General features: G+C 25.2%; 16 protein-coding genes. 3 read left to right on the top strand and 13 right to left on the bottom strand.

The features are described 5' to 3' along the window. Positions 1 to 54: 54 nt before the first annotated feature. From TEGL_RS13620 to TEGL_RS13635, 4 genes are all read right to left on the bottom strand, one after another. Positions 55 to 1059, bottom strand: coding sequence for a DUF4097 family beta strand repeat-containing protein (locus TEGL_RS13620; protein ID WP_081617842.1), 1005 nt, complete (start codon positions 1057 to 1059; stop codon positions 55 to 57). Beyond that, positions 1049 to 1771: a DUF1700 domain-containing protein gene (locus tag TEGL_RS13625; protein WP_018589610.1), complete on the bottom strand. Its 723-nt coding sequence runs from the start codon at positions 1769 to 1771 to the stop codon at positions 1049 to 1051. The genes TEGL_RS13620 and TEGL_RS13625 overlap by 11 nt, the downstream gene beginning before the upstream one ends. Beyond that, a complete protein-coding gene (locus tag TEGL_RS13630) occupies positions 1764 to 2093 on the bottom strand; it encodes a PadR family transcriptional regulator (protein ID WP_018589611.1) in 330 nt (109 codons plus the stop codon). Before TEGL_RS13630 ends, TEGL_RS13625 begins: the two co-directional genes overlap by 8 nt. Before the next feature lie 193 nt (positions 2094 to 2286). Next, positions 2287 to 3621, bottom strand: coding sequence for a hypothetical protein (locus tag TEGL_RS13635; RefSeq protein WP_018589612.1), 1335 nt, complete (start codon positions 3619 to 3621; stop codon positions 2287 to 2289). Between the two features lie 145 nt (positions 3622 to 3766). On the opposite strand from TEGL_RS13635, the gene TEGL_RS13640 reads away from it, so the two are divergent. Then, complete coding sequence (locus TEGL_RS13640; RefSeq protein ID WP_018589613.1) at positions 3767 to 4882, top strand: MGDG synthase family glycosyltransferase; 1116 nt, start codon at positions 3767 to 3769, stop codon at positions 4880 to 4882. 55 nt (positions 4883 to 4937) lie between these two features. Here the strand turns inward: TEGL_RS13640 and TEGL_RS13645 are convergent, their stop codons facing one another. The 3 genes from TEGL_RS13645 to TEGL_RS13655 all read right to left on the bottom strand — a co-directional run bounded on the left by TEGL_RS13645 (position 4938) and on the right by TEGL_RS13655 (position 9064). After that, positions 4938 to 5612, bottom strand: coding sequence for a hypothetical protein (locus tag TEGL_RS13645; protein WP_018589614.1), 675 nt, complete (start codon positions 5610 to 5612; stop codon positions 4938 to 4940). Between the two features lie 198 nt (positions 5613 to 5810). Continuing rightward, a complete protein-coding gene (locus tag TEGL_RS13650; protein ID WP_018589615.1) occupies positions 5811 to 6602 on the bottom strand; it encodes a M23 family metallopeptidase in 792 nt (263 codons plus the stop codon). Between the two features lie 554 nt (positions 6603 to 7156). Further along, positions 7157 to 9064, bottom strand: a complete 1908-nt coding sequence (locus TEGL_RS13655) for a glutamine synthetase (protein WP_018589617.1) — start codon at positions 9062 to 9064, stop codon at positions 7157 to 7159. Between the two features lie 284 nt (positions 9065 to 9348). On the opposite strand from TEGL_RS13655, the gene TEGL_RS13660 reads away from it, so the two are divergent. Then, positions 9349 to 10113, top strand: a complete 765-nt coding sequence (locus tag TEGL_RS13660) for a 3'-5' exonuclease (RefSeq protein ID WP_018589618.1) — start codon at positions 9349 to 9351, stop codon at positions 10111 to 10113. A 36-nt stretch (positions 10114 to 10149) separates the two neighbouring features. Here the strand turns inward: TEGL_RS13660 and TEGL_RS13665 are convergent, their stop codons facing one another. Further along, a complete protein-coding gene (locus tag TEGL_RS13665; RefSeq protein ID WP_018589619.1) occupies positions 10150 to 10902 on the bottom strand; it encodes an exodeoxyribonuclease III in 753 nt (250 codons plus the stop codon). Between the two features lie 16 nt (positions 10903 to 10918). Next, a complete protein-coding gene (locus tag TEGL_RS13670; RefSeq protein ID WP_018589620.1) occupies positions 10919 to 11881 on the bottom strand; it encodes a galactose-1-phosphate uridylyltransferase in 963 nt (320 codons plus the stop codon). A 303-nt stretch (positions 11882 to 12184) separates the two neighbouring features. Between TEGL_RS13670 and TEGL_RS13675 the strand changes: the two genes are divergently transcribed. Then, positions 12185 to 13405: a pyridoxal phosphate-dependent aminotransferase gene (locus TEGL_RS13675; protein ID WP_018589621.1), complete on the top strand. Its 1221-nt coding sequence runs from the start codon at positions 12185 to 12187 to the stop codon at positions 13403 to 13405. A gap of 57 nt (positions 13406 to 13462) precedes the next feature. Here the strand turns inward: TEGL_RS13675 and TEGL_RS13680 are convergent, their stop codons facing one another. The 4 genes from TEGL_RS13680 to TEGL_RS13695 form a co-directional block, all read right to left on the bottom strand. Next, positions 13463 to 13915 (bottom strand): MarR family winged helix-turn-helix transcriptional regulator, encoded by a 453-nt coding sequence (locus TEGL_RS13680; RefSeq protein ID WP_018589622.1) that lies wholly within the window; start codon positions 13913 to 13915, stop codon positions 13463 to 13465. A 234-nt stretch (positions 13916 to 14149) separates the two neighbouring features. Further along, positions 14150 to 15595: an adenylosuccinate lyase gene (purB, locus tag TEGL_RS13685; RefSeq protein ID WP_018589623.1), complete on the bottom strand. Its 1446-nt coding sequence runs from the start codon at positions 15593 to 15595 to the stop codon at positions 14150 to 14152. 93 nt (positions 15596 to 15688) lie between these two features. Then, positions 15689 to 16597 (bottom strand): tyrosine-type recombinase/integrase, encoded by a 909-nt coding sequence (locus tag TEGL_RS13690; protein ID WP_018589624.1) that lies wholly within the window; start codon positions 16595 to 16597, stop codon positions 15689 to 15691. Between the two features lie 120 nt (positions 16598 to 16717). Next, positions 16718 to 18502, bottom strand: coding sequence for a DEAD/DEAH box helicase family protein (locus TEGL_RS13695; protein WP_018589625.1), 1785 nt, complete (start codon positions 18500 to 18502; stop codon positions 16718 to 16720). Positions 18503 to 18670: the final 168 nt, after the last annotated feature.

The following is an 18670-nucleotide window of genomic DNA, read 5'->3' on the forward strand; positions in this document are numbered from 1 at the left end:
CAAAAAAACAATACAAATAGGCTTTACTTGTATTGTTTGAGTTTAAAAATATTTTTAATTGAAATATACATTTGTTGCTTGAATATTTACTTTATACTCATTTTCTAAATTTTTATTTATAGTTTTTTTGAATTCTTTTAAATCATAATCTTTTTCTTTATCATAATCTTTTTGTAAAAATTCATTCAAATCAATATTTTCATAAGCTTTTACATCAAATTTAAATTTATATCTATCAAGAGGAAGGTTCATATTAACCTCTGACTTATATGCATCTATACTAAGATTTTGACTTATTGGTAAATTTGACTCTATATTAATATTATTGTTGCCTAAGTTGTTACATTTTATAGTAACTTTATTAGGTAAATATCTTTCAATGTCTTCTAAGTTATATTTGTCACTTTCTATATAAACATCGTTGCTATAAATATTTACTTCTTTTATGCCTAATATTTCTCCTAGCTGAAGTGATACATAGTTTTGTGAGCTTATACTTAATTTATTTAAATTTTTAACTTCATTAGATAGTGATAACGATCCGCTATATGTGTCAAATGAAAATTCATTTAAAAATATATCACTTTCTATAATTAATGATCCACTTTTACTTATAACTTTTAAATTTACATCTTTGGGAACATATATTATTATCATGTTCATATGGTTAGAAAATACATTTTCTAGAAGTTTAGAAGTAAAATCATCTACACTTTTAATTTTATTCATAGATAAATTCTTATCTAATTCCTTAACTGATAGTGTTTTATCATTATCTCTAACCTGTATATCCATATTTTCATAAAGCCCTCTAGATTTAACTACTACCTTATCTGTATTACTTTTTACAATTTTTGTATTAACATAATTAGTATTTATATTTATCTCATCTAAATCTATACTTTTTTCGTATATTGTATTTTCCATATTAACTTGTTCATCAAAATCTTGTAATTTACTTATAAAATAAGGCATAGAGAAAAAACCTGACCAAATAGTTCCAATTAATCCTACTATAATTAAAACTATAGCAAATATTGATAGTTTTTTATTCATCATCTTTGCCTCCTTCGTATTCTTCCTTATTTATATTTCCTATTGGCTCATTTGCATTAATATATATTTTTCTTGTTTTAATCCAATTGTTATATGTTTTATAAGTTTTCTTCATATATTTAACTATAAATATGAATATTTGCCATGCGATAATCTGAAATCCTATAAATGCTATTGATAAAAAAATAAAGAAAAATGCTATTTGTGGCGCAGACCAAGAAAAACTTATCATTAGTGGTATTGCTATAAAAAAAGTAATTAAAGATAAAGATAACATACCTGCTATAAATGCCATAAAACATATAATCATAAAAGCTGGCACAATTAATACTAAAGATAATAAAGTTAAAACTACTCTTACTCCTTTACTTGATAATGACTTTTCATTATTTAAGCTAGGTGTCAATTTTTCATCCAAAAAATCTTTACATCTAAAACAACTTTCTTTCATTTTTCTTTTATATTTAATAAATACATCTTCTATTTTATCTTTTTTGTTACTTTTGCTTTCATCATCTTTAATTTGTTTAATTAAGTCTCTAGCTATTGATTTTGGAGAACCAAGAGCTGCAATAGTGTCCAAATCACTTTTTCCTTCTATTTCGCCATTTACAAAATACTCTTCATAATCTCTTATTATGTCACTTATTTCATCTTCTGAGAAATCTTTTTTTAAGTAATCTCTTAAAATATCTAAAAATTCTTTTCTATTCACAGCCTATGCCTCCTTCATCATTTAAAATCAAACTTACTGCGCTTACAAAATCATTCCATTCATTAATCATTTTGCTTAAATAAGTTTTACCAGCATTTGTTATCTTGTAATATTTCCTAGCTGGTCCCTCACTTGATTCTAGTATATATGCCTCAAAAAATTCATCTTTTGTTAATCTTCTTAATATAGGATATATAGTACCTTCATTAACATTAATAACTTTTGATATATTTTGTACAATTTCATATCCATACATATCCTTCTTGTTTATTAGAGCCAGGACACATATTTCCAGCACGCCTTTTCTAAACTGGGTATTCATATGTCTTCTCCTTTCAATTTTTAAAAATAAATTATTAGCTATAACATAACTACTGTGTATAAAACAATACTATGTTAAACTTATTATGTATTAATATTAACATAGTACTGTGCAAAGCACAATAGATCTTTTATGAAGATTTTCTTACAAAAAAATTACAAGTTATTTCACTTGTAATTTTAATTTTATTTAGTTAAAGTACATATCCTAAATAAAAATTATATGAAATGAAGAAAATAAAAATCATTATTAAAAATCTTTCAATCGCTACTAAAAATATTTCAACAATATTTAAATCAATTATTGATGTTTTAATAAAAGGCATTAAAAAACTTATACTTATACATTGAATACTTATAAACAATCCTATCATTATTCTACTTAAATAATAAGTGTTATTATTTATGATTTTTATAGACAAAATGTTATTAAAAAAGTTTAAATTAACTATTTTAGACATTAGTATACTGTTTGGAACATTAAGTTTTGTAATGATAATACAAATAAAGTTATTTATTATATCCATGATAAAGGTTATATTATACACAATATTTCCTATAAAAAAGATAGTTATAATTATAGGGATCAAATCCATTAAAATATATATTACATCATTTAAATATGACAAAGATATGCTAATAAATTTTTTACTTGTTCTGTTTTCATAATATTTTTTAACTGCTGTATTTAGCTTATGTTTTTTACAATTAACATTTTTATGACCAGATTTAAAATAATAACTTTGTTTTTTTCTTTTTAAAGGATAAATTCTACTTATAATAACATTGCATATAACTAAAACTACCATTTCAATCATTAAAAATTTACCCATATTTATATCTATCTTATTACATAAATCTCTAGTTAAACTTAATGATAAAACTGAAAAATTTAAAATTGTAATAGCACATTCTCTTTCTCTAAGTTTGCCAGTTTTATAAAGACTATAAGTAACGAAGACCCCACATACATTATCTACTAATAAATATACTAAAAAATTTAAAAATACCTTTCCACTCACTCTAAATAGTTTTTTCATAACTTTATGAGTAAAAGCTTCTGTAATCTCAATTAATCCATAATCTAATAAAAATGGCATAAACAAAGATGCAATAGGAAGAACAATACTTAAATTTAATATTAAATCTTTTAAAATAAATATAAAGCTATCATCTATAAAAAAAATTTCTCCTTTTCCAACGGATATAAAAACAAGTATTATTAAACTGAAAATTTTTGTGAATACTAAAAATTTGTTTATACTTGATTTCTTTACATTTATTATGTTTTTTAAAATAGATAATGAAATAAAAAACATAATACTTATATTCATAAGCATTGATGCTTTATTCTCTAAAAAATAAGATATATGATATAATAATGTTTCAGTTTGGTTATTAATTTTTATAGGTATGAAAAAGATGATTATACCTATTAATGAAAAAATATATATTTTCATTTTTTTAAATAAATCTTCACCATCACGTGATCTATTTTTATTATAAGTACTATCTTTAATACTTTCCATAATTTCACCTCTTTTTCTATGTTTTACATAAGAGGTTAACTTTCCTTTATAATTTTTAAATTTATTATCAAAATCATTGTCATTGATTATAATTAAATACAAAGGTATAATACTATAAAAGAAACTTTCTTTTCGAGGTGATATTTTGAATGAAATAGAAAACAAAAAAACTATACTGATATTAACAGCTCAATTTGGTGCTGGGCATATTAGTGCAGCAAAGGCTATAAAAGAATATATTCAAGAAAAAGATGATAATATAAATATTTTAATAGAAAATTTTATTAGCGCAAGTGTTCCTCGTATAAATAAACCTATGGTAAAAATGTACGAAAGTAATACTAAGTATGTGCCTGGACTATACAATTATTACTATTATATAAAAAAATCTTTTGATGCTAAATACGATATATCATATAAAATATATATGCCAAAACTTGCTGAATACATAAAAAGTATTGATCCAGATTTAATTATTTCAACATTTCCATGTGCCGCAGCATGTGTAAATGATTTTAACACAAAACATCCACACAAAGAAATACCTTCTATAACTGTAATAACTGATGTAGTAGATAGCTTAGAATGGATATTTAAGACAACAGATATGTATTTTGTACCATCTTATGAAATAAAAAATAGATATGTACAAAAAGGATTAGATCCTAGTATTTTTAGAGTGACAGGCGTTCCTGTAAGTAAGAATTTCATTTGCAATCAAAAAATACGAAGTGATAAACTTAGACTACTTCTTATAGGTGGCGGTAGAGGTTTATTTGATTTTGATGAAAGTTTTATGCACTGGCTTGATGAGTACTTAAATGAATATAATGATGTACTTGATGTTACTATAGTCACTGGTAGCAATAAAAAACTTTATGATACTTTAACTATAAAAAAACCTCTTCAAAACATTGATGTTAGAGGATTTGTTACTAACATGTCTGATTTATTAAAAAATTATGATTTAATGTTAACTAAGTCTGGTGGTGCAACATTATTTGAAGCAATTAGCTCAAACACCCCAATAATAGTTAAAAATCCAAAGGTTGGCCAAGAAATAGAAAACGCTAAATTTATCAGAGATAAAGGAATAGGCATCTTATATGATAATGATGAAGATTTAAAAGATTTAATAAAGGATTTATTAAATAATAAATTGGATTCAAGAGTTGAATTTATGGATGAAAATATTACTTATTTCAAAAAAAGCATACATCCTAATAAAATAGGTGATTATGTTTTCGAACTTCTTAAATAACAAAAAAATCATGTTTGCATATGCAAACATGATTTTTTAATTCTTTTATAAATAACTATTTAAAGGAGTTAAAATTAATTACCTTTCCCTTTGTATTATCTTCATTACTTATTCCCTTATTATTTTTATCAATATTCAACTTTTTAGATTCTCCAACAACTTTTATAATTTTATAAATAATAAGTCCCGTAAATATTACTCCTGCACAATTTGTTATAAAGTTTAAATATGAATTGCTTCCTCCCCTATAAATCAAGATATTGATAATTCTTAAAAGAGATACTAATATTAAGTTTGTTTCTATCATTGAACATATTTTATTGACTTCACCTAACATTGACTTTTTCTTTAATAACCTAATCATTGCCAAACTATTTTTATTTAAAGATTTTAATATATCTTTTAGCACTATTATACTAATATCTTTATTAAATACCTTTAATCCTGGAATTATTAAAGCTAGAGATAAAAAGATACATGTATTATAAAAATATACATCATCTGGATCTGGATTTTTACTAGATAAAAAATAAGCAATTGTTATAAAAAATATAGTTAAGCCAGTAAAATTCACTCTGATTTCTTTAATTCTAGTGTAAACTGAATAAACTATTGCAATAGCGCACGAAACTTGAAAGGCAATTTCTATGTTCCTTATAAGAGTAGCATTAAAAAGTAAAACAGGAACTACAACATATACTAATATATCTTTTAACAACCTAGACTTCATACAACTCCTCCCCCATTCCTTCAGTAAGCCATTATTTTTATTTTTATACTAAATTATATTAATATTACTTTCTATACATTAATAATTAAATCCTTTTTATTACACCATAAAATTTTCATTTTATACTAAATATTCTAAATTGTTTTAAAATTTCAATAATTATAAATAAAAAAAGCAAAGACTTAATCTTTGCTTTTTTTATTTATAATTATTACCTATTCCATATAGTGGATTTATTCTCTTGTCATTAATTCTAACCTCAAAGTGAACATGATTTCCCGTTGAATTTCCTGTTGATCCTACCTTAGCAATAGCTTCTCCTCTTTTAACGATTTGCCCTTCTTTCACTGCTATACTATCATTGTGTGCATATAATGTTTTTTTATTGTCAAAATGTTCTATTTCTACTACATATCCATATCCATTTTTATAACCTGCAAAATTTACAATACCATCATCACTTGCAAGCACAGAAGTATTTTTGGGCGCAGGAATATCGATCCCATTGTGAAAATTTATTTTTTTTGTTATTGGATGTATTCTATATCCATATCCAGAACTAATATATCTGTAATTTTCTAAGGGCCATTCTCCTTTTATGTAAATAGCATTGCTATTTTTCAAAGTTTCTTCTTTTTCTTTTTTAATTTCTTTTATTAATAAACTTTCACTTTTTTCACAATTCATTAATTGTCTCTCGAAAAACATTTTTAAAAATTTAATTTGACTATATTTTAAAATATCTATATTAATTTTTCTTTCCAACAAACTACCTTCCATATCATTACTTAAAATTATATTTTGATTTTCATTTTTTAATATACAGTCTAAATCTTTTATTTTATTATTTAAATCCTCTTCTTGTTTTGTTATTGATATTAACATATCCATGTTATTGCTTTGACCATAGGAAATATCACCTTGAAAGCTATATATTAAACTTACAAATAAAAGGGTATTAGCAATCAATACCTTTAAATATTTATTCATTTTATTCCTCCTTTTCCTATAAACATTATTATTAACCAAGTTTAATTTTTTTATAATTCTATTTATAATTTTCATTTAACCTAAATAAAATGTATTAAGGGCAAAGGGGGAATTTTTATGGATATAAATTTTAAGAATTATTTATTTCTAAGTATTTTTGTATTTTCATTTTTATATTGTTTACTTTACATACTTAGGGACTGTTACTTCGCAACACAAAATTTCCAAATGAAAAAATATATAAATAAAGTATTGCCTTTTTTTACAAAGTACAATGAATTATTTCTTGTACTCACATTTATACTTTTAATTGTCAATCTTTATGGTGCATATATTACAAAATTATTATTCTATCTAATTGTAATGACTATTATTGTAAGTCTCATATTTATTTATATACCAATAAAAAAACTTATATCTACTAAATATTTAAGATTTTTATCTTATATTTTATTTATAGGTGTATTATTAATACCTCTAGTATAATTTTATAATAACTAAAAAATACTGTGGACCTTTAATCCACAGTATTTTTTGTAATAAGAGAACATATATTAAAATATATTTTTGGCATAATCTACATATAAAGATTGAAGCATTTTCATATCATCGCTAAGCTCTTTTTGAAGGTTTGACACAGTCTCATAATCTTTATTTTCTATAGCTTCTATAATATTTGTAAATAAACATTTACTTGTTAATGTATCTTTCATTACTTTTGTTTTTAACTCTGTAATTGCATTCCAATTTACTTCATCTAAAGCATCCATATTCTCTTTTGTATGTAATTTTACATAACTTCTTAATCTATCCATATGATCATGAATAATTCTAAATCTTAACTCTTTTTTCCATTTATCAATGGCACCTGTTCTAAATGAGTTAATTATACTGTCACTAAAAACATTTCCATTTTTTAATGATTTAAGTTTTTCTTCATACTTTTTAAAGTTTTGCATATTTTCATATACTGTTGCAGGTGGTTCACCAAATCTTATTCTTCTTTCTTCTTCATTGTAGTGTTCGAACACATCATTTTCATCTCTATACATTCTATTTTTATCTAAATAGAAGCTTTCTTCTCCTAGGTTTTTAGATATTTCTTTTTCTAATTCTTTAGTTGTTAGCTTGCTTTTTGCAGTAGCTATAATTCCGTCTAATATAGTTTGATAGCAACCTGCTATAACTAAATAAGCATTAGAAAGAGGATTTGGTGATCTAAGTTCAAATCTTAAAGTTTTAGGATTTTTAGCATCTCTTACAAGTCCAACAAGTACTGATCTATTTCTTGATGGTATTTCATAGGTATGACCAAGAGATGTTACTATACAAACAGGTGCTTCAAAGCCTGGTACTAATCTTTCAAATCCGTCATTTGTACAAGTTACTATTGGGTTTAAAACTTCATAGTTGTGAAGTAATCCCATTAAAGCTCCATATCCTATTTCATTTAAATAGTCTTCTTTCATATCTTTTGGAGCAAATAAGTTTTGAATTTTTCCATTTTTTAATTTTACACTTGCACCTATATGAGCATGACCTCCACTACCTGCTACACCATATATAGGTTTAGCCTTAAAGGTTACTTCTAGACCGTTCATTGTAAATATATCTTCTATTACTTCTCTTACTATTAATTGATTATCAGCCGCTCTAAGTGGTGAATCAAACTTCCAAGACACTTCTAATTGTTCCATAGCATGATTTGTTTTACCTTCTATACTTATAGAGCTTTGTATTCCTCCAACTTCCTTATGAGCCATTTCTGGACTTATTCCTAAGTTTTGTAATTTAATTAATGATTTTTCTAGGCACGTTCTTATTATTCCATGAGTTCTTTTCCAATATTGCTCTTTTAAGCTTTGAGATACTGCTAATTTTTCTAAATCGGCCTTATCTTCTGGAGTGTTTACCCAAAATTCTAATTCCGTAGCTGCTGTCAAAAGTATATCTTCTATATCATCTACACTGTCTATTCCTATGTTATTTATTAAATGAGGATATTCCTTAAATAATTCAATCAAAGATTTTTTAAAATGTCTTTCAGCTTTTTGTAATATACCTCTCGAGCAAACTTTTTTATTATCATGAATTAAAAATGCTGGAATTTTCAGTGTTCCTATTGGCAAATTAGTATTTTCATCTATATGTTCTAAATTATAGTCAACATACCATTTTGAATTAATATCTGGCATTAAATCTACCTTTGCATTATTTAGAGTTGCTATATCATATAATTCAACAGAAGATCCATCTGTTTGTATTGCTGACTTTAAAAATCCTTCCACATCTTCTAAGAAAAACTCTATAGGAATTTTTTCATCTGTTGCGTTTCCTCCTAAATCTACTCCCACTAAAGATACAAATCTTATATTTTTATGTCTTGACATTAAATCTTTAAATTCTTCGTCATTATAATTATTTTTATTAACATAGTATAGCATGTCATTAAAGTTTTTCATTTTTTATTCCCTCCAAATTTAGGTCAAATATATTCCGTATCATTTTTTATTTCTCCACCGAAATAATTCGTAATTTCATTTATTTTATTATAAACAATTTAATAATTCTTCGCAATATATTTTTTATTCATATTCAACATATAATTAATAATAATATAAATAATATAAAAAGTTTAACTTTTTATTAATAATAGGTTATACTTAAAAATAGATATTATAGTTTATTTTAATTTTACATTCTTTAATTATAGTATTACACAATTATTATTTAGGAGAAAGATTTTATGGAATATATAGTTTTTGATTTAGAGTTTAATCAAGGATTTGATAGAAAGCTAAATAAGACAGTTTCTAATGAAAAATGCCCTTTTGAAATTATTCAAATAGGCGCTGTCAAGTTGGACTCTAACTTAGAAATAATTGATACTTTTAACACTTTTGTTAAACCTCACATATATAAAGAAATTCACCCCTTCATAAAGAAAATGACTAACATAACTAATGAAGATGTAAAAAATGCACCTTGTTTTTCTGAAGCTTTTAATATGTTTAAGTCTTTTATAAATAAGGAAAACAATATACTTTGTGTTTGGGGAAATGGAGATTTAAAAGAATTATACAGAAATATCAATTATTATAAATTATCTATAGATAGTTTATCTAGCACTTATATCAATATCCAACATCATGCTTCTGTTTACTTTAAAAATCCAAGTGGAAAAAGCATTGGTCTTCAAAATGCTATTACACTGTTAGAATTGAATGAAGATAAATCTTATCATAACGCTTTAAATGATGCTTATTATACTTCTTTAGTATTTCAAAATATTTTTAATGATGAAATAGAGACTAAAAAATATAATTTCGATAATGATGATAAAAAGAAACCTGTTACAAAGCGAAAAGTAAATTATGATAGCATTTTCGGCGAATTCAAAAAGATTCTAAATAGAGATTTAAACAAAGAAGAAAAAAAGATTATTCATCTAGCTTATAAAATGGGTAGAAGAAGTAAATCTTCTAAAGAAAAAAATAATCTGAAAGATTAAAAAATCCTTCCTTTAATATTTGGAAGGATTTTTATATTATTTAATTATAAGTTCCACTGGACAGTGATCTGATCCTAATACATCTGTATGTATTTTAGCACTTACTAATCTTTCTTTTAATTTTTCAGATGTACAAAAATAATCTATTCTCCATCCTGCATTCTTTTCTCTAGCCTTAAATCTATAAGACCACCATGAGTATACATTTGCTTCATCTGGATAAAAATATCTAAATGTATCGATAAAACCTTTATTAAGTAGTTCTGTAAACTTATTTCTTTCTTCATCCGTAAATCCAGCATTTTTTCTATTAGTTTTTGGATTTTTTAAGTCAATTTCTTTATGCGCCACATTTAAATCACCACATACTATAACAGGCTTTGTTTCATCAAGTTTTTTCAAGTATGCTCTAAAATCATCCTCCCATTTCATTCTGTAATCTAGTCTCTTCAATTCACTTTGAGAGTTTGGTGTATATACTGTTACCATATAAAAGTCTTCAAATTCTAGAGTTATTACTCTTCCCTCTTGGTCATGTTCTTCAATATTTATTCCATAAGTCACACTTAATGGTTCCTTTTTTGTAAAAATAGCTGTTCCTGAGTATCCTTTTTTCTTTGCATAGTTCCAATATTGAAAATATCCTTCAAGCTGTAAGTCTATTTGATTCTCTTGTAACTTTGTTTCTTGTAAGCAAAATATATCTGCATCAACTTCATTAAAAAACTCCATAAAATTTTTACTCACACAAGCTCTTATTCCATTTACATTCCATGATATAAGTTTCATATTTTTCTCCTTTTTATTAGTCAAATTTTAATCTATTTGCTATATCCTCTGATTTAACTGATGATACATACATACCAGTACTCAATTCAAATCCTCCAAAATTAAATTTTCTTGGGACAATATGAATATGTGCATTATACTTATCTTTGTAATCTTTTTCTATATTTACAGGGTGAGTATGAATATATAAATTAAATGGGCAGTTTCCATACTCTTCATATATTCTTTCAAATAATTTCTTTAATATAATAGATAATTCTTTTATATTTTCATCATTTAAGTCATAAAAATATGTGTTATGTTTAAATAGGATAACCGTATCCCCTGTAAATTTACAAATCTCAGGTACAAACACCAAAAAGTTTTCACTATCATGTATAACTCTTTTTTCATTTTCAATTTCTTGTATAATAAGATGATTATACATATTTATACCCATTTTTTCATAAAATTCCTCACAAACTTTATATTCATTTTCTAAATCTGGAGGAATAAATGGTAGAGATAAAATTTGAGAATGAGAATGCATTAATGATGCTCCTGCTTCTCTTAGATAATTTTTAAATAAACATATATATTTAACATTTTCATCCTTTTTAAGTGAGTTAAACCTAACTTTATACATTAATAGCAAATTATAAAACTCTTCTTCTATCATATTATAAAAGTTTCCGTTATGTTTATATGTATCTATTATTACCTCATGCTCTCCTTTTATTTCATTTAGAGGGTTCTCATCTATAATAGGATATCTATTCTTAACTGATTTAATTATCCATTTATTATCTTTATTTATGACACAAGTTTCATCAGATATATTACCTTCATTCCCTCTACAAAATGGACATGATTTGCTATACTCATTGTTTTCAATGCTTTTATTAGTCTTATTATTCATTTTGTCCAATGGTCTATTGATTCTTTCTCTTGCAATAATAACTTTACTATTATTTAATGTATCCATTCCAAGCTCTTTCATTATAAACTCCTCTATCATATAGCCTTATTTATAAACTATTATTTTTAAACAGCATCTTACATAAATTATATTTTAACAAAGTTTCTTTGTAAATGTTTTATATTCTTACTTTAATTATTATTGTACTATTGAAATTTCACTATATGCAATTAAAAAGATTGTATAAAAAATAATTAAGATATTTATTAGATTTTTTGGAAATATATTTTTTTATAATACTGCAGTTTATTCGCCATTATGCTAATATTAAGGTAGATTGAGATTAAATAATCAATTCATATGTTTATAAGGGGGAATATTCAAATGAAATTTTCAAAAAGACTTAGTTCAATGCAACAATCACCTATAAGAAAGTTAGCACCATTCGCTTCAGCTGCTAAGGCTGAGGGAGTTAATGTATACCACCTAAATATAGGCCAACCAGATATAATAACTCCAGAAGGGTTTTTTAACACAGTTAAAAATTTCGACAAAAAAGTTTTAGAATATGCAGGTTCTCAAGGAATGCCTGAATTAATTGAAGCTATAAGAAAATATTACACTACATACGACATGAATTTCGCAAGTGAAGATATTATAGTTACTAATGGTGGTAGTGAAGCTTTATTATTTGCTTTTATGGCTGCATGTGACCCAGGGGATAATATATTAGTTCCTGAACCATTCTATACAAACTACAATGGTTTTGCACAATGTTTAAATGTTGAGGTAAAATCTGTTACTACAGTTGCAGAAAACGGTTTCCACTTACCTTCTAAAGAAGAAATAATAGCTAAAATAGACGATAAGACTTCCGCTATACTAGTTGTTAACCCAGGAAATCCAACTGGATGCGTATATACTAAAGAGGAAGTTCAAATGATAGCTGAAATAGCTAAAGAAAAAGATTTATGGATAATAGCTGATGAAGTGTATAGAGAGTTCGTATATGAAGGGCTTGAGTATACAAGTTTTGGAAATATTAAAGAAGTCGAAGATAGAGTTATTATTATAGACAGTGTTTCTAAGAGATACAGTGCTTGTGGTGCTAGAATAGGTTCTATAGCTTGCAAAAACAAACAATTCATGGCTGAAGTAATGAAAGTTTGCCAAGGAAGACTTTGTGTTGCTACAATAGAACAATTAGGTGCTGCAGCTTTATATAATACTCCAAAATCTTATTTCAAAGAAGTTAATGACGAGTATAGAAACAGAAGAGATACTTTATATAATGAATTAATGAAAGCCGAAGGCGTTATATGTGAAAAGCCTATGGGTGCATTTTATATAGTTGCTAAATTACCAGTTGAAAATGCTGAAGATTTTGTTGCTTGGACATTAAAAGAATTTAGAAGAGATAATGAAACTGTTATGTGTACTCCTGCTGAAGGTTTCTACTCTACTCCAGGTCTTGGTAAAAACGAAATTAGACTTGCTTATGTGTTAAAAGAAGAAGACTTAAGAAGAGCTGGTCAATTATTAAAAGAAGCTCTAGAAGAATATTCTCAATTAGAAAAAGAAAAATCTGCTTTAGCTAAAGCTTAATATATAATTTCTAAACATAACTAAAAACCATCTTACAAAAGTAAGATGGTTTTTTTATTAATTTAATTCTTCTTTATTTAGTATGTACTGAAGAGTTTCTAGAGCCTCTTGATACCTTAATCTATCACTTTCGTCTAGCTTAAATAGCTTTTGTTCTAGTTCATCACTTAATTTACTAGTAAAGTTTATAGCTAACTTTTCCCCTTCTTCTGTAATAACTATCATGTATTTTCTTCTATCCGCTAAATCCTTTTCCCTATAAACATAGCCTTTTTTAGTTAGATCATCTATCATACTTGTTAGACTACCTTTTTCTATATTTAATTTAGCACATAGCTCTGTCATACTTATACTACCATGATTTTTTATGAATACTAAAGCTCTTAATTGTGTTTTATTTACATTGTATAATGCCGAATATTTCTTTAGGTATTCTAAGTAAAGACTTGAGTAAATTTTAGGAAAGGTTTTTGATAAAAAACCAATTGTATTTGTTACTATACAGTTCATTTAATCACCTCAGATGCTTAATTTATTGACTTTTTCCCACTTCTATAGTTTACAATAAAAATATTTGTAGTACAATACTTTTTATAAATATCCCTATTTTAATTTTCTAATATTATTATAACTTACTATAATATTACTTTTTATGAAATTAATTCATTAAAACTTCTAAATACCTATTAAAACTTTAATTTTAACCAAAATAAAATAAAGAGCCAATATGGCTCTTTATTATAATTATACTCTCAAGTCTACTTCTAAACCTATACAATCTTTATAATCGCTTATAGCTGGCTCTAAATATTCTTCTACAAACTCTACAACTTGCTGAGGAGCTCTCCCTACAAAGTTCATAGGGTCTAATATAGATATTATTTCTTCCTTATTTAACATTTTGAATGCTTCATCTTCAATTATTAATTCAATTAGATTATTATTTAAACCTTCATGTTTAACCCTGTAAGCCGCTTTCATAGATAACTCTCTTATTACCTCATGTAATTCCTGTCTATCTCCACCTCTTTTTACAGCTTCCATAAGTATATTTTCTGTAGCCATAAATGGTAATTCCTCATCTATATGTTTTCTTATCATATTTTCATATACAACTAACCCATCAGTTACATTTATGCCTATATCTAATATTGCATCTGCAGCCATAAATGCTTGTGGTATAGCAAGTCTTTTGTTAGCTGAATCATCTAAACTTCTTTCTAACCATTGTGTGGCTTCTACTAAAGCTGGTGATATTGATTCAGAAATTATAAACTTAGATAAAGAAGCTATTCTTTCACTTCTCATTGGATTTCTCTTATAAGCCATCGCAGATGATCCTATTTGATTTTTTTCAAATGGCTCTTCTAACTCTTTTAAGCTTTGTAACAATCTTATATCATTTGTCATCTTATGCATACTTTGTGCTATTCCAGCAAGTACATTTAATACTTGAGAATCTAATTTTCTAGTATATGTTTGACCACTTACTTTATAAGATTCTTTATATCCCATTTTTTCACATACTATTTTATCTAATTCTTTTATTTTATTTGTGTCATTTTCAAATAAACTCATGAAACTTGCTTGAGTTCCAGTAGTTCCTTTTACTCCTCTAAGCTTCATATTTTCTAATCTATAGTTTAAGTCTTCTAGATCGATTATTAAGTCTTGCGCCCAAAGAGTAGCCCTTTTTCCTACTGTTGTAAGCTGAGCTGCTTGAAAGTGTGTAAATCCTAATGTTGGAACATCTTTATATTTTAAAGAGAAATCTTTAAGATTATCAATTAAATTAACAAGTTTAATTCTTATTAATTTTAATGCTTCATTCATTTGAATAACATCTGTATTATCACCAACATAAGCTGATGTTGCACCTAAGTGAATTATCCCTTTTGCTTTTGGGCATTGAAGTCCATAAGCCTTAACATGACTCATTACATCATGTCTTACTTCTTTTTCTATTTTTTTTGCTTCATCAAAATTTATATCATCTATATGAGTTTTTAATTCCTCTATTTGCTCATCACTTATGTTTATTCCTAGTTCTTTTTCACCCTCAGCTAATGCAATCCATAGCTTTCTCCAAGTTGAAAACTTAAATTGAGGAGAAAAAATATAGCTCATGTTTTTGCTACAATATCTTTCTGTTAAAGGATTTGAATATGTTGTGTACTTATTTTCTATCATTTTTTGCACCATCCCTAAATCTTTTTATTCTACAAAGATTATTATATATAATTCTACGAACAATAACAATACTTTTCACAATTTTTGTTCATATCATTTTTTGTTTAATTTAAAATTATCTTTGCCAAGTATATAATCAATACTCTCACTATCAACAAAATTTAACACGTGTTTATATCTTATAGCATAGTATTTATCACTCCATCCCAACTGTTTCTTTATATCTTCTTTATCTGCTCCAAGCATTAAAGAAATAGCTGCATATGAATGCCTTAAATCTTTTGCTGAGTATTGAGGTAATCCCGCCATATCAAAAGCTTTTTTTACTATTAATCTTACATTTCTATCTGTAATAGATTGGCTTTTTTGTGTCGTAAATATGTAATCCTCAGAAGGTATTATTATTTCACTAAGCCCAGAAAAATATCTATAACTTTCTATAAGTCTGAAACAATATGGATGAAGTTTTATAACTCTTTCTTTTTTACCCTGACCAAGTCTTACATAGAAATTATTTTCTTCATCTACAATTAAGTCTTTCCATTTGACTCTTACTAATTCGTTTAATAAACACCCTGTTGTAACTAAAAATACCATTATTAGTCTATCCCTAGAATTAAGTTTACCTAAAGAATCTATTAGCTGATTTATTTCTTGTATACTTAACACATCTTTTTTACCTTTTTCTCTTGTAACTATAGGCTTTTTAACAAAAGTAAATGGATTTAATTCAATATATTTTTCTCTTTTCATAAAAGCATAAAAACTATGTAAGTAGCTAAAAATCTTTTCACTTGTTGATGTGGCATATTCATCTTCTACAAAAGATATAAAATCCATACATTCGTTTTTTGTTACTTCTAGCAAGTTTTCCACATTAGTTTTTTCTTTAAATAAAAGTATCTTACTAAAATAGTCTTTTTTGGTCGCTGGTGTCATTTTTATTGAAAATAATTCAAATATTTCAAATTCTCTCTCACTCAATATATAACTATTATCCATAAGGTCTCCTTTCATTATTATTTTAATCAATTTTTAACTTTATATATTATTAATTTATATTAAAATTTTAAGTTTATTTGGATAAATAATTAAGAAGCACATAAGTGCTTCTTTAAGTCATTACTTATTTACAGAATTAACTAGTATATTGATTAATTCACTAGATTTTTCGTTAAAAGTGGTTATAAATGTTAAATATTCACTAGCTCTATTCATAACCATATATATTTTATTAAGATCACCTATAAAGTCATTCACTTGATAATCTTGATCTTGCTCATTTATAGTTTGATTATATAACATTTCTAATTCGCAAAATACAACTGCTTTATATTCTAAGCTTTTGATAAAGTATAAGTTTGATATGGTTATACCACTTTTTTTACCATATTTAGTTAAATTATCATCTCCAACAATATATGGAATACTTACATCATCCAATGCCTTTCTAAGGATATATTGAAAATATATTGTTTTTCCATTTTTCAATTTCTTTTTATTATATGGAAATACAATGGCTATGTCACTGTAATTCAATCCTTTGTTATTTACAAGATATTCAATTTCCCATAGTATTGAATTAATTTGTTCTTCTAAATCTTCTACTTTCACAATTTGAGTTGAAATTCCACCTTCCATAACAATATCACTAGGTATATATATGTCTCGCTTTACATTACTTCTCAAATCTTTTATATAATTATTAGCACTTACACAAAATTTATTAGAAAAGTCAATAACTGCATTTTTCTGTCTATAATTTTTTCTAAGAAGTGTTTTTTCATCAAAATCAATATTTTGCAAAGGACTTTTGTATATATTTACACTATTATATATGTTTAAAGATTCACAGTAATACACATTAAGTATATATTTAGTTTCATATAAAAATTCTTGAATAAACTCAATATCTCTTCTATCAAAACTTTCACTTTCATCTATAAATATACCTTTAAACATTTTTTTATTTTTTATAACATTTTTAGCTTGTTTTATCAAATTATTAAAAGTTTTCTCATAATCCTTTTTTAATAAACCATAATCTAGTATTAAGTTATACTTTTTAGATAATTTAAATACAAAAGATGAAATTGTATGTACCTCTAAGTTATTATTATCTTTATATAATAGTTTAAGACTTTCTCTAAGTTGGTTACAAAGTTGCTTAGTATGAGTAAAGATTATAAAGTTATGGTGCGGATATATACGTGCTAATTTTATAGCTCTGCTCATCATAATAGTTGTTTTACCACTACCTGTAGGACCTTCTATCAATACATTTCCATAATTAATAGAAAGTGATATTTCTAATTGTTCGTCTGTAATCATAGTAGCACTATAATTATACTCATCCTGAGAAAAAGTTATTTTTTTAAACTCTTTGTTAAGATGGTAAGCACCATTTAAGTCATAGTATTCTGGACATATATCTAAAATATATAAATTTAGCTCTATTTCATTATTTTCCTTTTTTAAATAATTGTCTAACTCTTCTTTATTATGGATTATACTTTTTAATTTACTCTTGTCTATTATATTATTGCTAATAAAATCTTCTAAGCCATATGTCTCTTCTATATCCACATAAGGCATTACAAATACATAATTAAAACTAATATTATTATAAAATTGAGCCATTTTCAATTTTAACAACTCATATTCTTCATTCATTACTTCAATTAATTCTTCGTCTAATATAGAAAATAAATCTTCACTTGTATCCATAAATTTTATAAAAAGTATTTTATTATTTTTTATATATAATAAATCTGTGTTAATTCCTCTAAAAGGAGTAACTTTTGGCACTACATTTGTATTGTCATAGTTCTTTTCGTAAAAAATTTGTTCAACTTCTTTTACTTTTAATGCATCTAATTGTGATTTAATATTAATATTTTGTCTCAATTTGCATTCCCCCTTTATAGTAATTATATCATTTAAACATATATTTTACTATATTATCAAATATATACATTTTATTATAGTAAAATTAATTTCACATAATCATTTAAACAGTTGTATTACTTGCTATTCAAACTAAGTAATGCTTTACATATATTTTAATCAAAAAAG

The sequence above is a fragment of the Terrisporobacter glycolicus ATCC 14880 = DSM 1288 genome (assembly GCF_036812735.1).
GTDB classification, from domain to species: Bacteria; Bacillota; Clostridia; order Peptostreptococcales; family Peptostreptococcaceae; genus Terrisporobacter; species Terrisporobacter glycolicus.

Coding starts and splice junctions, on each gene's coding strand:
- TEGL_RS13675 (WP_018589621.1), top strand. CDS start 12,185: ATGAAATTTTCAAAAAGACTTAGTTCAATGCAACAATCACCTATAAGA.
- TEGL_RS13680 (WP_018589622.1), bottom strand. CDS start 13,915: ATGAACTGTATAGTAACAAATACAATTGGTTTTTTATCAAAAACCTTT.
- TEGL_RS13660 (WP_018589618.1), top strand. CDS start 9,349: ATGGAATATATAGTTTTTGATTTAGAGTTTAATCAAGGATTTGATAGA.
- TEGL_RS13645 (WP_018589614.1), bottom strand. CDS start 5,612: ATGAAGTCTAGGTTGTTAAAAGATATATTAGTATATGTTGTAGTTCCT.
- TEGL_RS13690 (WP_018589624.1), bottom strand. CDS start 16,597: ATGGATAATAGTTATATATTGAGTGAGAGAGAATTTGAAATATTTGAA.
- TEGL_RS13665 (WP_018589619.1), bottom strand. CDS start 10,902: ATGAAACTTATATCATGGAATGTAAATGGAATAAGAGCTTGTGTGAGT.
- TEGL_RS13630 (WP_018589611.1), bottom strand. CDS start 2,093: ATGAATACCCAGTTTAGAAAAGGCGTGCTGGAAATATGTGTCCTGGCT.
- TEGL_RS13655 (WP_018589617.1), bottom strand. CDS start 9,064: ATGAAAAACTTTAATGACATGCTATACTATGTTAATAAAAATAATTAT.
- TEGL_RS13650 (WP_018589615.1), bottom strand. CDS start 6,602: ATGAATAAATATTTAAAGGTATTGATTGCTAATACCCTTTTATTTGTA.
- TEGL_RS13635 (WP_018589612.1), bottom strand. CDS start 3,621: ATGGAAAGTATTAAAGATAGTACTTATAATAAAAATAGATCACGTGAT.
- TEGL_RS13670 (WP_018589620.1), bottom strand. CDS start 11,881: ATGAAAGAGCTTGGAATGGATACATTAAATAATAGTAAAGTTATTATT.
- TEGL_RS13620 (WP_081617842.1), bottom strand. CDS start 1,059: ATGATGAATAAAAAACTATCAATATTTGCTATAGTTTTAATTATAGTA.
- purB (WP_018589623.1), bottom strand. CDS start 15,595: ATGATAGAAAATAAGTACACAACATATTCAAATCCTTTAACAGAAAGA.